We start from the raw sequence: 17,861 nt of genomic DNA on the forward strand, positions 1-17,861 counted from the left end.
GGCCGGCAGAGAAAAATGTCAGGCGCGCCAACGCCAACGGGCGTGTGCCTTGACTACTCGCATCAAGAGTTTGCTGATGATCAACACGGGGAGGGTCTCGTTCATACGTTCAGGCACAGTAACGTAGCCTCGCCAGCGGTGCAATATGGAGCAGCAAATACGGGGGCCACGACAGAGCCTTTGTGGGAAAAAACTGTTTTCTTCGCAGAAAACCCTCACTACATTGCTAATGTTTCGCTTCCGACACAAAAACAACTAAATGGACTTTTGCATGCTCAGACCACCGTTTTTCGCGCCCCTGGCCGGCTGCCTCCTGTCATTGGCCTGTGCTCAGGCACTGGCGGCGCCGTCGCCTTACTCAACCATGATCGTATTTGGCGACAGCCTGGCCGACGCCGGCACGTTTCCCGATGGCTCGTCCGGGGCGACGCTGCGCTTTACCAACCGCACCGGGCCGACGTTCCAGGGCGACTATGGCCCTGTTTCATCGACCCTGCTGGGCGCCAAGCTGGGCGTCGCGCCCAACGACCTGAATGCCTCCACCTCGCCGGTGCGCGCGGCCCAAGGTTTGCCCGACGGCAACAACTGGGCGGTCGGCGGTTACCGCACCGATAACATCCTCGACTCCATCACCTCGGTCTCCGACGCGGCGATTCCGCCCGGCAACCCGGGTGGCGGCACGGTGCTGCGCAGTCGCCAGGGTTATCTCCCGGCCAACGGCGGGCGGGCAGATCCCAACGCGCTGTACTTCCTTTCGGGTGGCGGCAATGACTTCCTGCAAGGCCGCGTCCTCAGCCCAGGCCAAGCGGTTGCGGCCGGTGGGCGCCTGGCGGACAGCGCTCAAGTCCTGCAACAAGCCGGCGCGCGCTACATCATGGTGTGGATGCTGCCCGACCTCGGCCTGACGCCCGCCATTAACGGCACACCGCTGCAGGCGTCGAGTTCGGCCCTGAGCAACATTTTCAACCAGTCACTGGTGCAGCGCCTGTCGCAGATCGACGCGCAGATCATCCCGCTGAATATTCCGCTGCTGTTGAAGGAAACCTTCGCCGACCCTGCGCGCTTTGGCCTGGCCACCGGGCAGAACCTCACCGGCACCTGTTTCAGCGGTAACAGCTGCACCGCCAACCCGGTCTACGGCATTGGCGGCACCAACCCGGACCCGACCAAGCTGATCTACAACGACTCGGTCCACCCCACCATCGCCGGGCAACGCTTGATCGCCGACTACGCCTATTCACTGCTCGCGGCGCCATGGGAACTGACGCTGCTGCCGGAAATGGCCCAAGGCACGTTGCGCGCCCACCAGGATGAGCTGCGCAACCAATGGCAGGCGGACAACGGTAATTGGCAAGCGGTCGGCCAATGGCGCGCAATTGTCGCGGGTGGCGGCCAGCACCTGGATTTCGATGACCAAAGCAGCTCAGCCAGCGGTGACGGCAGTGGCTACAACCTGAATATCGGCGGCAGTTACCGGCTGGACGAAAACTGGCGCGTCGGCGTAGCAGCCGGCCTGTATCGGCAGACGCTCGAAGCTGGCGCCAGCGATTCGGACTACAAGCTCAACAGCTACATGGGCACCGCGTTCGCGCAGTATCAGCAAAATCACTGGTGGGCCGATGCCGCGCTGACCGGCGGCAAGCTGGACTTCGACAGCCTCAAGCGCAAGTTCGCCCTGGGCGTCAGCGAAGGCTCGGAAAAAGGCGACACCGACGGCTGGCTCTGGGCCTTGAGCGGCCGGTTGGGCTATGACATCGCCGGGGCCGGCAGCGATTGGCACCTGTCGCCGTTCATCAGCGCCGACTATGCGCGGGTCGAAGTGGACGGCTATTCGGAAAAAGACAACCGCTCTACCGCGCTGACCTTTGATGATCAACAACGCGACTCCAAGCGCCTCGGCGTCGGCCTGCAGGGCAGCTACCGGGTCACGCCGCAAACCCAGGTGTTTGGCGAAGTGGCCCACGAGCATGAGTTCGAAAACGACACGCAAAAGGTGAAGATGTCACTTAACAGCGTGCCAGGGATCGACTTCAAGCTGGACGGCTACACGCCACGCAGCAATTCGGACCGTTTGAGTGTGGGTGTCAGCCATAAGCTGACTCAGGAGCTGGCGTTACGGGCGGCGTATAACGTGAGGAAGGATGACAGCGTGACCCAGCAAGGGGTGAGTGTCGGGGTGAGCCTGGATTTCTGATGGAGTCTTGAAACCTACATAAAACAAATGTGGGAGCTGGCTTGCCTGCGATGCAGACACCTCGGTGTATCAGGTACACCCAGGTGATGCTATCGCAGGCAAGCCAGCTCCCACAGTTGGATCTACATCTGGCTTCAGTTTTGCGGGGTCTGCTCCGCCAACGCCACCGCCCGGAACATCGCACGGCGCTTGTTCAGGGTTTCTTCCCACTCAAGCGCCGGCACCGAGTCAGCCACAATCCCGCCGCCCGCCTGTACATGCAGCTCGCCGTCCTTGATCACCGCCGTGCGGATCGCAATCGCGGTGTCCATGTTGCCGTTCCAGGCAAAATAGCCCACGGCGCCGCCATACACGCCGCGCTTGACCGGCTCCAGTTCGTCGATGATTTCCATCGCGCGAATCTTCGGCGCGCCCGACAAGGTGCCAGCCGGCAGAATCGCGCGCAGCGCGTCCATCGCGGTCAGCCCTTCTTTCAGCTCGCCGGTGACGTTCGACACAATGTGCATCACGTTGGAATACCGCTCGATGACCATCTTCTCGGTGAGCTTCACCGAACCGATCTCCGAGACCCGCCCGGTGTCGTTGCGGCCCAGGTCGATGAGCATCAAGTGCTCGGCGATTTCCTTGTCATCGCTCAGCAGGTCTTCTTCCAACGCCAGGTCGGCCTCTTCAGTCGCGCCGCGTGGGCGCGTCCCGGCGATCGGGCGCACGGTGATCAGGTTGTCTTCAACGCGTACCAGCACTTCCGGCGAACTGCCCACCACGTGGAAGTCGCCGAAGTTGAAGAAGTACATGTACGGCGTCGGGTTGAAGCAACGCAGCGCGCGGTACAGGTCAATCGGCGCCGCCTTGAAGTCGATGGACATGCGTTGCGACGGCACCACCTGCATGCAGTCACCGGCGAGGATGTATTCCTTGATGGTGTCGACCGCGCGCTCGTAGTCATCCTGGGTAAAGCTGGAACGGAACACCGGGTCGGCGGCCGGCGGACGGCTGAGGTCCAGGCCACGGCGCGGGGTGATCGGCTGGCGCAGTTTTTCCAGCAGGGCTTCCAGAGCGGCCTGGCCTTGCTCGAAGGCATCGGCCTGGGCTGGGTCGGCGAGGACGATCGCATGCATCTTGCCGGCGAGGTTGTCGAACACCACCACCGCGTCGGAGACCATCAGCAGAATGTCCGGCACACCCAGCGGGTCCGGGTTCGGGCACTTGCCCAAGCGTTTTTCCACGTAGCGCACGCAGTCGTAGCCAAAGTAACCCACCAGGCCACCGTTGAAGCGCGGCAAGCCGGCGATGGTCGGCACGTTGTAGCGCGCCTTGAAGGCTTCGACGAAGGCCAGCGGGTCTTCAACGTCATGGCTTTCGATCTCGACGCCATCCAGCGTGATGCTCACGTGATGGTCGTGCACGCGCAGCACGGTGCGGCACGGCAGGCCGATGATCGAGTAACGGCCCCACTTCTCGCCGCCCTGCACCGATTCCAGCAGGTAGGAGTTGGGCTCGTCAGCCAGTTTCAGGTAGATCGACAGCGGCGTATCGAAGTCGGCCAGGGTTTCGCAGGCCAAGGGGATACGGTTATAGCCGGCAGCGGCCAAACGCAGGAATTCTTCGCGGATCATGAGGTGCCTCGTGGCTTGAGGGTCAAACGGTCAGGTGTGCAAACGTGCCGCAGCGCGGCCAGGATCAGTCAGGCGCGCCAACGCCAGCGGGCCAGGGCCTTAATGACTTTCATCCAGAGTTTGCGAGTGACCACCACGATGGCGTTTCCAGAAGGGGTTGGTTCGATGTCGGGCAACGTTATCTCAGCGCCCGCTCCCAAGCAACCGGGGATTAGCAAGCGCAGGTCATCAATCACCAGCGCCGGCGACTCTTCGGCAATCGGCCGGCCATGGTTATAGCCGTAGCTCAAGGCCACGCACTGCACACCGGCGGCTTTGGCGGCCAGCACATCACTGCGCGAATCACCGACAAACAACGACTGCGAGGCCGGGATATTGGCCATCTTCATCACAAAGAACAGCGCTGCCGGGTCGGGCTTTTTCTGCGGCAAGGTATCGCCGCCGATGATCCAGCGGAAATAACGGCCGATCTTCATCTGATCCAGCAGCGGCGCGACGAAGCGCTCCGGTTTGTTGGTGATCAGGGCCATTTCCACGCCCTGCTTGTGTAGCCACTTGAGCGTGTCACGCACACCGGGGTAAACCACGGTCAGTTCGTGGCCGTCTTCATAGGCGGCATTGAACAGTTCCAGGGCGTGTTCGGCTTCCACTTCATCGACACCTTCGGCATCAATATTGTTGGCCAAAGCACGGCGCACCAGCATCTGCACACCGTTGCCGACCCACATGCGCACCGACTCGATCCCCGCCGGCTTGCGCCCCAGCTTGAGCAGCATCTGGTCCACCGCTGCTGCCAGGTCGGGCACCGAATCGATCAACGTACCGTCCAGATCGAACATCACCAGCCGTGGCAGTTTGCCGGGGAACAGCTGCTCAAAGCCGCTCATGGACGCGCCAGCGCCAGTTCGGCACGCATCTTGTCGATGACTGCCTGGTAGTCAGGGGCGTTGAAGATCGCCGAACCGGCCACGAAGGTGTCAGCGCCAGCGGCAGCGATTTCACGGATATTGTTGACGTTGACGCCACCGTCGATTTCCAGACGGATATCCCGCCCGGACGCATCGATCAGCGCACGGGCTTCACGCAGCTTGTTCAGGGTGCCGGGGATGAACTTCTGCCCGCCGAAACCCGGGTTGACGCTCATCAACAAGACCATGTCGACCTTGTCCATCACATACTCAAGCACGCTCAACGGCGTGGCCGGGTTGAACACCAGGCCCGCCTTGCAGCCGCCTTCGCGGATCAGTTGCAGGGTGCGGTCGACGTGCAGCGTGGCTTCCGGGTGGAAGGTGATGTAGGTCGCGCCGGCCTCAATGAAGTCACCGACGATACGGTCCACCGGGCTGACCATCAGGTGCGCATCGATCGGCGCCGTGATGCCGTACTTGCGCAGCGCCGCGCAAACCATCGGGCCGATGGTCAGGTTGGGCACATAGTGGTTGTCCATGACGTCGAAGTGCACGAAGTCGGCACCGGCGGCCAATACCTTGTCCACTTCCTCACCCAGGCGGGCGAAGTCGGCGGAGAGAATCGATGGAGCGATAACGAAGGGCTGCATGACGCACCTTTTTTGAGCTAAATCACGATGGCGCGCATTGTATACCTCATGCTTTGCTGCGCGCACCGTGACCTAACTCAACGGTTAATACGCAGCCCGGTAGATTTTCTCGATATCCGCCGCGCTGAGCTTGCGCGGGTTGTTGCGCATCAGGCGCTCAATGCCCGCCGCTTCCGTGGCCATGGCCGGGATTGCGTCCTCGGGCACCCCGAAGCTGCGCAGGCCTGCCGGGATCTCGACTGCGGCACACAGTCGCGTCATCGCCTCGACGGCCTGGTCGGCGGCGTCGTTGACACTCAACCCCGTGACATTCACGCCCATGGCCTGGGCAATGTCCTGCATGCGCTCCACACACGCCAGCTTGTTCCAGTGCATCACGTAGGGCAGCAACAGCGCATTGCTCACGCCATGGGCGATATTGAAACGCCCGCCCAACGGGTACGCCAAGGCATGCACCGCGCCCACGCCGGCATTGCCGAACGCCATGCCGGCCATCAGGCTGGCGGTGGCCATGTCGTCGCGGGCCTGCAGGTTGGCCGGGTTGGCGTAAGCCTTGGGCAGTGCCCTGGCGATCAGCTTGATCGCGCCAATCGCCAGGGCGTCGGTGATCGGCGAGGCATTCAGCGACAGGTAGGATTCGATGGCATGCACCAACGCATCGACGCCACTGGCGGCGGTGACGCTGCGCGGGCACGTGAGGGTCATTTGCGGGCTGATCAGCGCGACGTCCGGCAGCAAGTAATCGCTGACGATACCCTTCTTCAGTTGGGCGACCTTGTCGGAGAGGATCGCCACATTGGTCACCTCCGAGCCGGTGCCGGCCGTGGTCGGGATGGCGATCAACGGCGGGCCTTTGCGTGGCACCTGGTCGACGCCGAACAAGTCCGCCAGTTCGCCGTGGTAACCGGCATAAGCGGCGACGCTCTTGGCAATGTCGATGGCGCTGCCGCCACCGAGGCCGATCAGGCCGTCATGCCCGCCTTCACGGTAGGCGCGCATACAGTCTTCGACGATGGCGATTTCCGGGTCGGGCAGCACGCGGTCGAAAATTTCATAGGGGCGCTCGCCCAGGTGTTCCAGCGCCAGCGCCACGGTGCCGGACTTGACCAGCGCGGCGTCGGTGACGATCAGCGGGTTATCCACATCCAGGCGCGTGAGTTCAAAGGCCAGCTGTTCGATGGCGCCAGCGCCGGTCAGCAGTTTGTGGGCGATCTTGAATGAGGAGGTACTCATGTGCGCGGCCTCTTATTAATGATGGGCTGGCACAAGAGTAGCTGGGGATTTTCGGTTGTGAACTATTCACCCACTGAATGGCACGATCAATGTGGGAGCTGGCTTGCCTGCGATGCGGGCAGCTCGGTGTCACAGGCAAACCGAGGTGATGCTATCGCAGGCAAGCCAGCTCCCACATTTGATCCGGCTCCGACCGTTACGCTTGGGCGGTGCGCAACTTTTCGCTGCGCCCGCGCAACCATTCAAGGGTCAGCAACAACAGCACCGAGAAGGCAATCAACAACGTCGCCGCCGCGGCAATCGTCGGGCTGAGGTTTTCGCGGATGCCGCTGAACATCTGCCGAGGCAGGGTCGCTTGCTCAGGGCCGGCGAGAAACAGCGTCACGACCACTTCATCGAAAGAGGTCGAGAAGGCAAACAGCGCCCCGGAAATTACCCCCGGCGCGATCAGCGGCAAGGTCACCCGGCGAAACGCCGTCAGCGGCGACGCACCCAGGCTGGCCGCCGCGCGCACCAGATTATGGTTGAAGCCTTGCAAGGTCGCCGACACAGTGATGATCACAAACGGCACGCCCAGCACCGCGTGCACCACGATCAGCGAGAAGAAGCTGTTGCCCAACCCCAGCGGCGCAAAGAACAGGTAACTGGCCACACCAATAATCACCACCGGCACCACCATCGGCGAAATCACCAGCGCCATCACCAGCGCCTTGCCGGGGAAGTTGCCGCGCGTCAGGCCAATCGCCGCCAGGGTGCCGAACACCATGGCCAGCACCGTGGCCGCCGGGGCGACGATGATGCTGTTCTTCAGCGCACGCATCCATTCGGCCGAGGCGAAGAAGTCCTGATACCAGTGCAGCGAGAAGCCTTGCAGCGGGTACACGAGGAAACTGCCGCTGTTGAACGACAGCGGGATAATCACCAGCACCGGCAGGATCAGGAACAGCAGGATCAAGCCGCACAGGATCCGCAAGCTGTAGAACCACACCCGTTCCACGGGTGACATATAAGGGCTCAGCATTGCCAATTCTCCTCAGCTCAGGCGCAGGCGACTGGCGCCTACCAGCCGGTTGTAGATCAGGTACAGCACCACCGTCGCCAGCAGCAACAAGCCGCCCAACGCCGTGGCCATGCCCCAGTTGATGCTGGTGTTGGTGTAGAACGCCACGAAGTAGCTGACCATCTGGTCGTTCGGGCTGCCGAGCAGCGCCGGGGTGATGTAGTAACCAATCGCCAGGATGAACACCAGCAGGCAACCGGCGCCGACACCGGCATAGGTTTGCGGGAAATACACACGCCAGAAACTGGCGAACGGATGGCAGCCCAGGGAAATCGCCGCGCGCATGTAAGTGGGCGAGATGCCTTTCATCACGCTGTAGATCGGCAGAATCATGAACGGCAACAGGATGTGCACCATCGAGATGTAGACCCCGGTACGATTGAACACTAGCTCCAGGGGTTTATCGATCAGGCCCATGCCCATCAACGCGCTGTTGATCAGGCCACCGGATTGCAGCAGCACAATCCAGGCCGCCACTCGCACCAGGATCGAGGTCCAGAACGGCAGCAACACCAGAATCATCAGCAGGTTGCTTTTGCGCGCCGGCAGGTTGGCCAGCAGGTAGGCCAATGGATAGGCCAGCAGCAGGCAAACGAAGGTGATCACCAGCCCCATCCAGAAGGTGCGGGCGAAGATGTCCAGGTAGATCGCCTGGTCCGGCGTGGCCGGGGCCACTTCGCCGAGGTCATCGATGCGATGATCGACGGCCGCCAACAGGTAATACGGCGTGAGGCTGCTGGTGTTGCGCCGGATCGCCTGCCAGTACGCCGGGTCGCCCCAGCGTTCGTCGAGGCTTTCCAACGCGGCTTTATAAGAGGCCGGCACTTCGGTAAACGGCAGCGCCCGCGCGGTTTTGGTCAGCAGGCTACGGTAGCCGGCCAGTTCCATGTTCAAGCGTTTGGACAGGTCGCCCAAGGTCTGGTTTTTGCGCGCTTCGCCCAGGTCGTCGCTGAGTGCCTGGTACACCGGCTCGCCCGGCAAACCACGGCCGTCCCAGGTCTTGACCGCCACCACGGTGCGCGGCAAGCCGCCCACCACTTCCGGGTTGCCGACACTTTTGTAGAGCAGCGCAACAATCGGCACCAGGAACACCAGCAGCAAAAACAGCACCAGCGGCGCAATCAAGGCCTGGGCCTTCCAGCGATTGAGCCGCTCGGCACGCGCCAGGCGCTGCTTGAGGGTGGGGCTGGGAATGGCGATAACCATGGCAAACTCCGGAACGCTTCTAAGGATTCCCTGTAGGCCTGGCTTTGGGTGGGAGCTGGCTTGCCAGCTCCCACCCAAGCCTGCTTTCTCAGAGAGGGTTATGCAGGGTTACTTGGCCGCCCACGAATTGAAGCGCTGCTCCAACTGCTCGCCGTTATCCGCCCAGAAGCTCACATCGATCTGCACCTGGTTGGCGATGTTCTCCGGCGTGGTCGGCATGTCTTTGAGCACATCCTTGGCCAGCAACGGCACGGCCTGGGTATTCGCCGGGCCGTAGGCGATGTTTTCCGAATAGGTCTTCTGCTGCTGCGGCTGCACCGAGAAGGCGATGAACTTCTTCGCCGCTTCGGCGCGGTCCTTGGCCAGGCCTTTAGGAATGGCCCAGGCATCAAAGTCGTAGATGCCGCCGTTCCACACGACTTTCAGGTTGCTTTCTTTTTGCACGGCGGCGATGCGGCCGTTGTAGGCCGAGCTCATCACCACGTCACCCGAGGCCAGGTATTGCGGCGGTTGTGCACCGGCTTCCCACCATTGGATCGACGGTTTGAGTTCATCCAGCTTCTTGAACGCACGGTCCTGGCCGTCTTTACCGGCCAGCACTTTGTACACGTCCTTCGGCGCCACGCCGTCCGCCATCAAGGCGAATTCCAGGGTGTACTTGGCGCCCTTGCGCAGGCCACGCTTGCCCGGGAATTTCTTGGTGTCCCAGAAATCCGCCCAACTGGTCGGTGCAGTGGTCAGCTTGTCGGCGTTGTACGCCAGCACGGTGGACCACACAAAAAAGCCCACGCCGCAGGGCTGAATCGCGCCCTTGACGTAGTCGGCGCCATTGCCGAACAGTTTCGGGTCAAGCGGCTCGAACATGTCTTCGTCGCAGCCACGGGACAGTTCCGGCGATTCCACCTCCACCAGGTCCCAGGACACGCTCTTGGTGTCGACCATGGCTTTGACCTTGGCCATTTCACCGTTGTACTCACCGGCGACGATCTTGCCGTTGCCCGCGCTTTCCCACGGTGCATAGAAGGCCTTGACCTGGGCCGCCTTGTTCGCGCCGCCAAAGGACACGACCGTCAGGTCCGGGCCTGCCATGGCCTGTGTCGCGCCCATCAAGCCGATGACCAGGGCGGAATATTTAAGGGATCTCAACATTGTTGTTCTCTCCACGTGCAGGGTTGGTGAAGCCATGGGGCGATTAATTCGCCTCTAGAAGTGGGTCGAGTGCGCGAACGTGCTCGACTTGCCAGCCAATCGGTACCACGTCGCCGACTGCCAGGGCTGGGTCCAGCTCAGCAATCGGTTGTTTCACAAAAAAATCGGCCTTGCCGCAGACTTCCAGGCGCACACGCACGTGGTCGCCCAGGTAGATAAATTCCGCCACCCGCCCAGAGAAGCGGTTGACGCAGGATTCGCTGGAGCCATTGAGGCTGACCCGCTCCGGGCGCACCGATAGAGTCACCGGGCCGCCGATATGGCCGACATTCACCGCCAGTGCCTCGACCTTCTCACCCCGCGCCAGCTCCACCACGCAACGCTCGCCGGTGTGGCTGTGCAGCCGGCCATTGAGGCGATTGTTCTCGCCAATAAAGTTGGCGACAAAGGTGTTTTTCGGCTCTTCGTACAAGGTGCGCGGCGCGGCGATCTGCTGGATCTCGCCCTGGTGGAACACGGCCACGCGGTCGGACATGGTCAAGGCTTCGCCCTGGTCGTGGGTCACGTACACCACGGTCACGCCCAGGCGCTGGTGCAGGTGCTTGATCTCCATCTGCATGTGTTCGCGCAGTTGCTTGTCGAGGGCGCCGAGGGGTTCGTCCATCAGCACCAGTTGCGGTTCGAACACCAGCGCCCGCGCCAGCGCAACGCGCTGCTGCTGGCCGCCGGAGAGTTGCGCCGGGTAACGCTGAGCGAAGGCATCGAGCTGGACCATGCTCAGCACGCGCTTGACCCGCTCGCTGACGTCGGTCTTGCTCAAGCCGCGTACCGACAGCGGGAAGGCCAGGTTCTCGGCCACGGTCATGTGCGGGAACAACGCGTAGTTCTGGAACACCATGCCGATGTCACGCTTGTGCGGCGGCACGTTGTTGATGGAACGTCCGGCCAGCAGGATTTCCCCGGCGGTCGGCGTCTCGAAACCGGCGAGCATCATCAGGCTGGTGGTCTTGCCCGAACCGGACGGCCCGAGCAGGGTGAGGAACTCGCCCTTGCGAATCTCCAGGTTGAGGTCTTTGACGATCAGGTTCTCGCCGTCGTAGCTCTTCTGCACGCCACGAAAGCTGACCAGCACATCATTTGAATCCACCTCGCTCATACCCGCACCTTTTTGTTTTGGACTGCTGTGGAACAAGCGTAGTCCAGGCGCGAGCCCCCGAAAATCGGGGGCCAGGAGAGAATCACATCAGCCGGATGGAAGGTTTGGGGTAGGGATCGCCCTACACCGATGGCGGGCACAGAACAGTGCGGCGGCAATCGTCAGCGTCTGCCGGCAAAGCCTATGTCGCAAACAGATACGCGCACCTGTAGAAGATCGTTCCCACGCTCCGCGTGGGAATGCAGCCCAGGACGCTCTGCGTCGCAAAGCGTGACGCAAAGCGTCATAAGAGGCGTTACCACGCGGAGCGTGGGAACGATCGAGGGGGTTATAGGAGTTTGTGTTCCATGGCGTATTTCACCAGCTCGGCCAGGGAGGTGATATGGAGTTTTTGCATCAACCGCGCCTTGTGAGTGCTGATGGTCTTGCTGCTCAGCGCCAACTGCTGGGCGATATCGTTGACGTTGGCGCCCTGGGCCAAACGCTCGAACACCGAGAACTCGCGCTCCGACAACAACGAATGCAGGGGCCGCGTATCGGTGAGACCAACTTCAAAGACCATGCGGTCGGCCAGGTCCGGGTCGATATAACGCCCGCCCGCCGCGACCTTGCGAATCGCCGTGAGCAACAGCGCCGGGTCACTGTCCTTGGTCGCATAGCCCGCCGCGCCGACTTTCAGCGCGCGGGCGGCCATTTGCGCTTCATCGTGCATCGACAGCACCAGAATCGCCGGCGGGTTATTCAGTGCCCGGATCCGCGCAATCGCTTCCAGGCCATTCACGCCGGGCATCGAGATATCCAGCAACACCACCTCGCACGGCACATGGCGCAAGGTTTCCAGCAACTGTTCGCCATTGCTGGCCTCGCCGACCACCAACAGGTCTTTGGCCAGGCCGATCAATTGCTTGATGCCTTCACGGACAATGGTGTGGTCTTCGGCTACCAATACGCGAATCACAGGGGCTTCCTCTTATCGTTATGCATCCAACGGCACCGTGACACTCAAGGTGGTGCCCTCGCCCAATTCGCTGTGCAGGCTCAATCGGCCGCCAATCATCAGCACGCGCTCGCGCATACCCACCACGCCAAAAGATACCGGGCGGCCCTGGGTTTCGATGAAGCCGACGCCGTCATCGCTGATGGTCAACCGCAGTTCGGTGCCTTCAACGCTCAACGTCAGCTCGACAGTATGCGCCTGGGCATGGCGCATCACATTGGTCAGCGCCTCCTGCAGGATACGGAACAGGCCGATGGCCTTGGCATCGCTGAGGGCCGGCAGGTTATCCGGGACTTGCACCAGGCAAGGGATTTGCGTGCGGGCTTCAAAGCGACGGGCCTGCCACTCGATAGCCGAGCCAATGCCGGCGTCGAGAATCGGCGGGCGCAGTGCGGTGGCCACATCCCGGACCAGCTGGAACAGCTGGGCGATCAGGCGTTTCATGCTGTGCAAGCGCTCGTTCAGGCCTGGGTCCAGTTGCGCATAGGCCAACTCGCACATTGAGGTTTCCAGCTTGAGCACTGTGAGCATCTGCCCAAGCTCATCGTGCACTTCACGGGCGATACGCGCCTTTTCTTCTTCGCGCACGGTTTCCAGGTGAGCCGACAGCTCGCGCAATTGTGTTTCGCTCTGCTGCAATGCAGCCACATAACGGCGGCGTTCGGTGACGTCATTGAGGTAAACCACCAGGTATTCGCCGTCGGCAAAACGCAGAAAACTCAGTGACACATCGGCCGGCAGGATGCTGCCGTCGGCGCGCACGCAATCGGTGGCGAAGGTTTGCGGGCCGTCCTCGCTGGCACGCGCGCGCTTCCATACATTGAGCCAGCGGTCCATGTTCAAGGTCGGGTCAACCTCGATCAGCGGTCGCTCGATCAATGCGCCAGGGCCAAAGCCCAACATGGTTTCGGCAGCACGGTTGGCGTAACGCACATGGCTGTCCCAATTGACCCACAGGATGCCGACCGTACTCTGGTCGATAGAGAACTGCGTCAACCGCAACGCCTCTGCACCGGCGGCGCGGGCGGCACTTTCTTCGCGGGCCGCCAGCAGGCCGTGTTCCAGGCTGCGTTGCTGACGGCGCTGCCAAAACACCACCGCCAGGCTGGCGAGCAAGAACATCGCCAAGAGCAGGCTGAGGTTTTGCCACAAGCCCGGAGATTCGCTCAGCCGTGGGTATTTGGGTTGCAGCCAGCGACTGTGCAGTTGATCGAGGTCGCGGGCGGGTATCGCGCGCAAGGCGCTTTGCATGATGCTCGCCAGTTCCGGCCACTCACGACGGGTGGCCACGCGCAGCAACTGCGGCAAGCCGATATCACCGACCACCGCCAGCCCGGCAAACTCGGCCTCACCGGACAAGCGGCTCAACTGCGCCTCATCCACCACGGCATAACGCGCTTGCTGGCTCACCAACAATTGCAGGGCCTGGCGCTCCATGGGCACGCCTTGCAGGTTGAGGTTGGGATAGGTGCTGCGCAGGTAATCGGCCACCGCGCTGGGCATGCGCACGGCCACGCGAGACAACTCATCGAGTTTTTCCAGTTCCACCGCGCCGCCGCCCTCGCGGATCCCAACGATATGCTGGGGCACGCGCATATAAGGGTCGGTGAACAGCCACAGACGCAAGCCGGCCGGGGTTTGTTGCAGGCCCGGGGCGATATCCACCTCACCGTCACGCACGGCGGCTTCGAGCTGCTCCTGGCTGGGGAAGTTGCGCCAGGTCAGCTCGATATTCAGCGCTTTGGCCAGCCACTGCATCAACTCCACATTGGCCCCGGACAAGCGCTGCAGGCGCCGATCGTATTGCGCGTACGGCGCTTGCAGTACCAGGCCCACGCGCAATTGCGGGTGCTGGGCCAGCCACTCACGCTGTTGTGCATTGAGCTGCGCTTGCGGTGCGGCAGGCGCAGGCGCGGCATTCGCCATCAAGGCAAAGCACAGACAGCCGATAACCAGCAGACAGCGATAAACCATGATCCACGTCTCACATCACTGACAAATACTGACCAACCCATTAGGCTGCTGGAATCACTTCTGGCCGGGAATTAACGATGCCCTTTATCCACCGTTCGGCACTGCCAGCATTGTGCCTGTCGCTGCTATTTACCAGCGCCTTTTCTGTTCAGGCCGCCGACGCCCCCGCGCCCGCCGCCGAAAAACCGGCTGAACGCCAACCGCTGCCCGAGCGCAGCCAGGAAGAAGCCAGCGCCCTTGAGCGGCAAATTCCGCAGCATGAGCAGCAACAACTGCAGGCCGGCAGCGACTCCTTCCTGGCCTTGTGGAAACCGGCCAACAGCGCCGAGCCCGAAGGCGTGGTGATTATTGTGCCGGGCGCCGGCGAAAGTGCTGACTGGCCGCAAGCAATCGCCCCGCTGCGACGCAAATTGCCCGACGCCAACTGGGGCACGCTGAGCCTGTCGCTGCCGGACGTGAACGTCGACACCTTGCCACCGCGCGTTATGGAATCGCCTAAAGCCGCCGTCGACACCAGCAGCAAGGACGGCAGCACCGCCGCCAAACCGATTGAGCAAGCCGCCAGCGCCGAAGCCGAAGGCACCGACCCGGCAGTGGTGCCGGGCGCCGATGAGCAGGACAAGACTGACGCCAAGCGCATTTTCGACCGCATCGACGCCGCCGTCGCCTTCGCCCAAACCCAAAGCGCACGCAGCGTGGTGCTGCTCGGCCATGGCACGGGCGCCTGGTGGGCGGCGCGTTACCTGAGCGAGAAACAACCGTCCCAGGTGCAGAAGTTTGTAATGGTGGCCGGCAAGACGCCTGCTGCCCGGCAACCGGACCTGCAACAACTGGCCCCGGCGCTGAAAGTGCCAACGGCGGATGTTTTCTACCAAGACGGTGCCCTGGAGCGCAAAAACGCACTGGCGCGGGTCCAGGCCGCCAAGCGTGGCAAGAATGAGGGTTACAAGCAGGTGTCACTCAAGACCTTGCCCGGCAACAGTTCGGCTGAGCAGGAGCAGTTGTACCGGCGGGTTCGCGGGTGGTTGAGCCCACAGGCTGCGTCTGAATGATTTTGGCCTGGCAACCCAATTAACTGTGGGAGCTGGCTTGCCTGCGATAGCGGTGTGTCAGCTAAACAGTTGTCACTGACAGCCCGCTATCGCAGGCAAGCCAGCTCCCACAATAGAAGGGTTTGTCACTTTCAAAGGGTATTGGCTAGCGAAAATCCCGGCGCTCGCGAATCAACGCGTAGGCGTTATGCAACTCGCGGGTTCGCTCGGTCGCCTCGCGCACTTGGGCGGGGCTGGCACCTGTGCCGGCTATCTTGTCCGGATGGTGGCGGCTGAGCAGGCGGCGATAGGCACGCTTGATCACGGTCGGCTCGGTGGTCGACGTTACCCCCAGAATCCGCATCGCGTCCTGATAGGCTCCGCCGCGAGTGGCCAATGGCTTGCGTTCCTGCACGTAATCGGCCGCCAGCGCCTGCAACTGTTGTGGCGTCCAGCCGAGCCACTTGCCCCACAGGTCGATCAAGTCGCGTTCGGCGTGATCCGCTTTGCCATCCGCCCAGGCCATGCGCCAACACGCACGCAACACACCTTCCGCGGCATGGGGCTGAGCCTTGAGCACACGCAGATAAGTGCGCACCCGGTCGGAACCGGATTTACCCCGATTGAATGCGGTAATTGCCCGGCGCTGGGCGGACTCGGTCATGTCCAGCGAACGCATTTCCTGGCGCGCCTGTTGGATATGCCCGTCCACCACTCGGCCATTACTCTTGGCCAGGCGCCCCAACAGCACGAACAACAATTCATCGTTGCGCAGCGCCGGGCGCCCGCCCAGGCGTTCGCGCAGCTGCGCCCAGCTTTGCAGTTGAAGACGGCGATCCAACGCCTGCCCCAACAAGGCCCCCAACAAGGCCCCCGGAATACTGGCAATGGCAAAGCCAGCCCCGGCACCGATCAGTGTCCCTGGCCACAACATCTTATTGCTCCGCAGTCAGCAAGGTTTCGACCTGCGCCAGGCGCTCCAGCGTGCCGACATCAATCCAGCGTCCCGCCATGTGTTCCCCCGTTACCAGACCTTTGGCCATCGCCGCCCGCAACAGCGGCGCCAGCTTGAAGGCACCGGCACTGCAACCCGCGAACAATTGCGGGTCGAGCACTGAAATGCCACTGAAGGTCAGGTTATCGGCACCGGGCGCTGCATCATGAAGCAACCCTTGGTCCAGGTAGAAATCGCCGCCTGAAGGGTGATGCGCCGGGTTATCGACCATCACCAGATGGGCCAGGCCTTGAAGCGGCCGGCGCAGCTGGGTGAAGTCGTAGTCGGTCCAGATATCGCCATTGACCACCAGGAACGGTTCGTCGCCCAGCAACGGCAAGGCCTGGAAAATCCCGCCGCCGGTTTCCAAAGGTTCGCCTTCGGCCGAATACTGGATACGCAGGCCAAACTGCGCACCGTCGCCCAAGTAGCTTTCGATCTGCTGGCCGAGCCATGCATGGTTGATCACGATTTCGCTGAAACCGGCCTTGGCCAGCGCTTCAAGGTGATACTCGATCAGCCGCTTGCCACCCGCCTGCACCAGCGGCTTGGGCGTGTGCAGCGTGAGCGGACGCATCCGCTCGCCCTTGCCCGCCGCCAGGATCATGGCCTTCATACGCCCGCCTCGACGGGTTCGCGCAGGCTGGCAAACAGTTCGCCCAGCTCAGCCAACTCAGGGCGGTCTGCCAGCACTGCTTCTATATAGGCAAAGAAACGCGGTACGTCGGCCAGGTAGCGTGGCTTGCCGTCGCGATGGCAGATGCGCGCGAAAATACCGATAACTTTGAGGTGACGCTGCACGCCCATCAGGTCGCTGGCACGCTGGAACTCTTCGAAATCGGCCTGCACGGGAATGCCCAGTTGCCCGGCACGTTCCCAATAGCCACGTTGCCACTCGCGTACGCGCGCTTTCGGCCAGCTGAGGAACGCGTCCTTGAACAGGCAGGTGATGTCGTAGGTGACTGGGCCGTAGACCGCATCCTGGAAATCCAGCACGCCAGGGTTCGGTTCGCTGATCATCAGGTTGCGCGGCATATAGTCGCGATGCACCAGCACTTTAGGCTGGGCCAGGGCGCTGTCGATCAAGTGATCGCTGACGCGCTGCCACAAGGCTTGCTGCTGTGCATCAAACTCGATACCCAAATGCCGGCGAACGTACCATTCAGGAAACAGTTCCAGCTCACGGCGCAGCAACGCGACGTCATAGCTGGGCAGCGGCGTGTCCATCGGCAATTGCTGAAAAGCCAGCAGCGCATCGATGGCATCGGCGAACAATTGGTCGGCGTTTTGCTCGTCAATCACGTCCAGATAGGTTTTTCTGCCCAGGTCATTAAGCAAAAGAAAGCCGCGCGGCAAATCTTCTGCATAAATTTTTGGCACATTTATTCCTGATTTCGCGAGTAAATCAGCGATATCGACGAAAGGTTTGCAGTTTTCCTGGGGGGGTGGCGCGTCCATTACGACGAAGGTTCGACCGCCGCCCTCCCAGCGGAAATAACGCCTGAAACTCGCGTCGCTGCTGGCTGCGGTCAATGTGGCCGGTGGTACGGCACCCCAGTCCTGAGCGTTGAAAAGGATCGGCAACTGCTCATCCAGCCAGACTTTCAGCTGTTGTAAACGTAGATCTTGCTCGGGCATTACAAGGGTCTCCGACGGCGCTAGCCGTCAAGCGGGTCATGCTTTATTATCACGC

General features: G+C 61.9%; 15 protein-coding genes. 2 read left to right on the forward strand and 13 right to left on the reverse strand.

Going from position 1 to position 17,861, the window contains the following annotated elements:
• Positions 1-271 precede the first annotated feature (271 nt).
• Entirely contained in the window at positions 272-2,194 is a 1,923-nt protein-coding gene (estP, locus tag L8I05_RS23675; RefSeq protein ID WP_242171741.1) for an esterase EstP, read from the forward strand.
• 134 nt (positions 2,195-2,328) lie between these two features.
• On the opposite strand, the gene trpE is transcribed toward estP, so the two are convergent.
• From trpE to L8I05_RS23725, 10 genes are all read right to left on the reverse strand, one after another.
• Positions 2,329-3,810 (reverse strand): anthranilate synthase component I, encoded by a 1,482-nt coding sequence (gene trpE / locus L8I05_RS23680; RefSeq protein WP_197626603.1) that lies wholly within the window; start codon positions 3,808-3,810, stop codon positions 2,329-2,331.
• Between the two features lie 68 nt (positions 3,811-3,878).
• Positions 3,879-4,697, reverse strand: coding sequence for a phosphoglycolate phosphatase (locus tag L8I05_RS23685; RefSeq protein ID WP_177017955.1), 819 nt, complete (start codon positions 4,695-4,697; stop codon positions 3,879-3,881).
• Complete coding sequence (rpe, locus tag L8I05_RS23690) at positions 4,694-5,368, reverse strand: ribulose-phosphate 3-epimerase (protein WP_003194703.1); 675 nt, start codon at positions 5,366-5,368, stop codon at positions 4,694-4,696. The genes L8I05_RS23685 and rpe overlap by 4 nt, the downstream gene beginning before the upstream one ends.
• An 84-nt stretch (positions 5,369-5,452) precedes the next feature.
• Positions 5,453-6,601, reverse strand: coding sequence for an iron-containing alcohol dehydrogenase (locus tag L8I05_RS23695; RefSeq protein WP_177017954.1), 1,149 nt, complete (start codon positions 6,599-6,601; stop codon positions 5,453-5,455).
• A 196-nt stretch (positions 6,602-6,797) separates the two neighbouring features.
• Positions 6,798-7,622, reverse strand: coding sequence for an ABC transporter permease (locus L8I05_RS23700; RefSeq protein ID WP_242171743.1), 825 nt, complete (start codon positions 7,620-7,622; stop codon positions 6,798-6,800).
• 12 nt (positions 7,623-7,634) lie between these two features.
• On the reverse strand, positions 7,635-8,867 hold the full coding sequence (locus L8I05_RS23705; protein ID WP_242171744.1) for an ABC transporter permease: 1,233 nt from the start codon (positions 8,865-8,867) through the stop codon (positions 7,635-7,637).
• A gap of 108 nt (positions 8,868-8,975) precedes the next feature.
• A complete protein-coding gene (locus tag L8I05_RS23710; RefSeq protein WP_159960344.1) occupies positions 8,976-10,016 on the reverse strand; it encodes an ABC transporter substrate-binding protein in 1,041 nt (346 codons plus the stop codon).
• 43 nt (positions 10,017-10,059) lie between these two features.
• A complete protein-coding gene (locus tag L8I05_RS23715) occupies positions 10,060-11,172 on the reverse strand; it encodes an ABC transporter ATP-binding protein (RefSeq protein WP_242171745.1) in 1,113 nt (370 codons plus the stop codon).
• 328 nt (positions 11,173-11,500) lie between these two features.
• Positions 11,501-12,130: a response regulator transcription factor gene (locus L8I05_RS23720; RefSeq protein WP_049711271.1), complete on the reverse strand. Its 630-nt coding sequence runs from the start codon at positions 12,128-12,130 to the stop codon at positions 11,501-11,503.
• 18 nt (positions 12,131-12,148) lie between these two features.
• Entirely contained in the window at positions 12,149-14,143 is a 1,995-nt protein-coding gene (locus L8I05_RS23725) for a transporter substrate-binding domain-containing protein (RefSeq protein ID WP_242171746.1), read from the reverse strand.
• A 77-nt stretch (positions 14,144-14,220) separates the two neighbouring features.
• Between L8I05_RS23725 and L8I05_RS23730 the strand changes: the two genes are divergently transcribed.
• Positions 14,221-15,195 (forward strand): alpha/beta hydrolase family protein, encoded by a 975-nt coding sequence (locus tag L8I05_RS23730; RefSeq protein WP_242171747.1) that lies wholly within the window; start codon positions 14,221-14,223, stop codon positions 15,193-15,195.
• 145 nt (positions 15,196-15,340) lie between these two features.
• Here the strand turns inward: L8I05_RS23730 and L8I05_RS23735 are convergent, their stop codons facing one another.
• The 3 genes from L8I05_RS23735 to L8I05_RS23745 are packed head-to-tail and all read right to left on the reverse strand — an operon-like array spanning position 15,341 to position 17,806.
• Positions 15,341-16,108 (reverse strand): TerB family tellurite resistance protein, encoded by a 768-nt coding sequence (locus L8I05_RS23735; RefSeq protein WP_177017951.1) that lies wholly within the window; start codon positions 16,106-16,108, stop codon positions 15,341-15,343.
• Between the two features lies 1 nt (position 16,109).
• Positions 16,110-16,784, reverse strand: a complete 675-nt coding sequence (gene murU / locus L8I05_RS23740; protein WP_159960353.1) for an N-acetylmuramate alpha-1-phosphate uridylyltransferase MurU — start codon at positions 16,782-16,784, stop codon at positions 16,110-16,112.
• Positions 16,781-17,806 carry a phosphotransferase gene (locus tag L8I05_RS23745; RefSeq protein ID WP_242171748.1) on the reverse strand — a complete coding sequence of 342 codons (1,026 nt, stop codon included), beginning with the start codon at positions 17,804-17,806 and terminating at the stop codon, positions 16,781-16,783. Before L8I05_RS23745 ends, murU begins: the two co-directional genes overlap by 4 nt.
• Between the last annotated feature and the right edge of the window lie 55 nt (positions 17,807-17,861).

The sequence above is a fragment of the Pseudomonas sp. MONT-RG-20F-20-E-7-02 genome (assembly GCF_022662395.1).
Lineage (GTDB): Bacteria > Pseudomonadota > Gammaproteobacteria > Pseudomonadales > Pseudomonadaceae > Aquipseudomonas.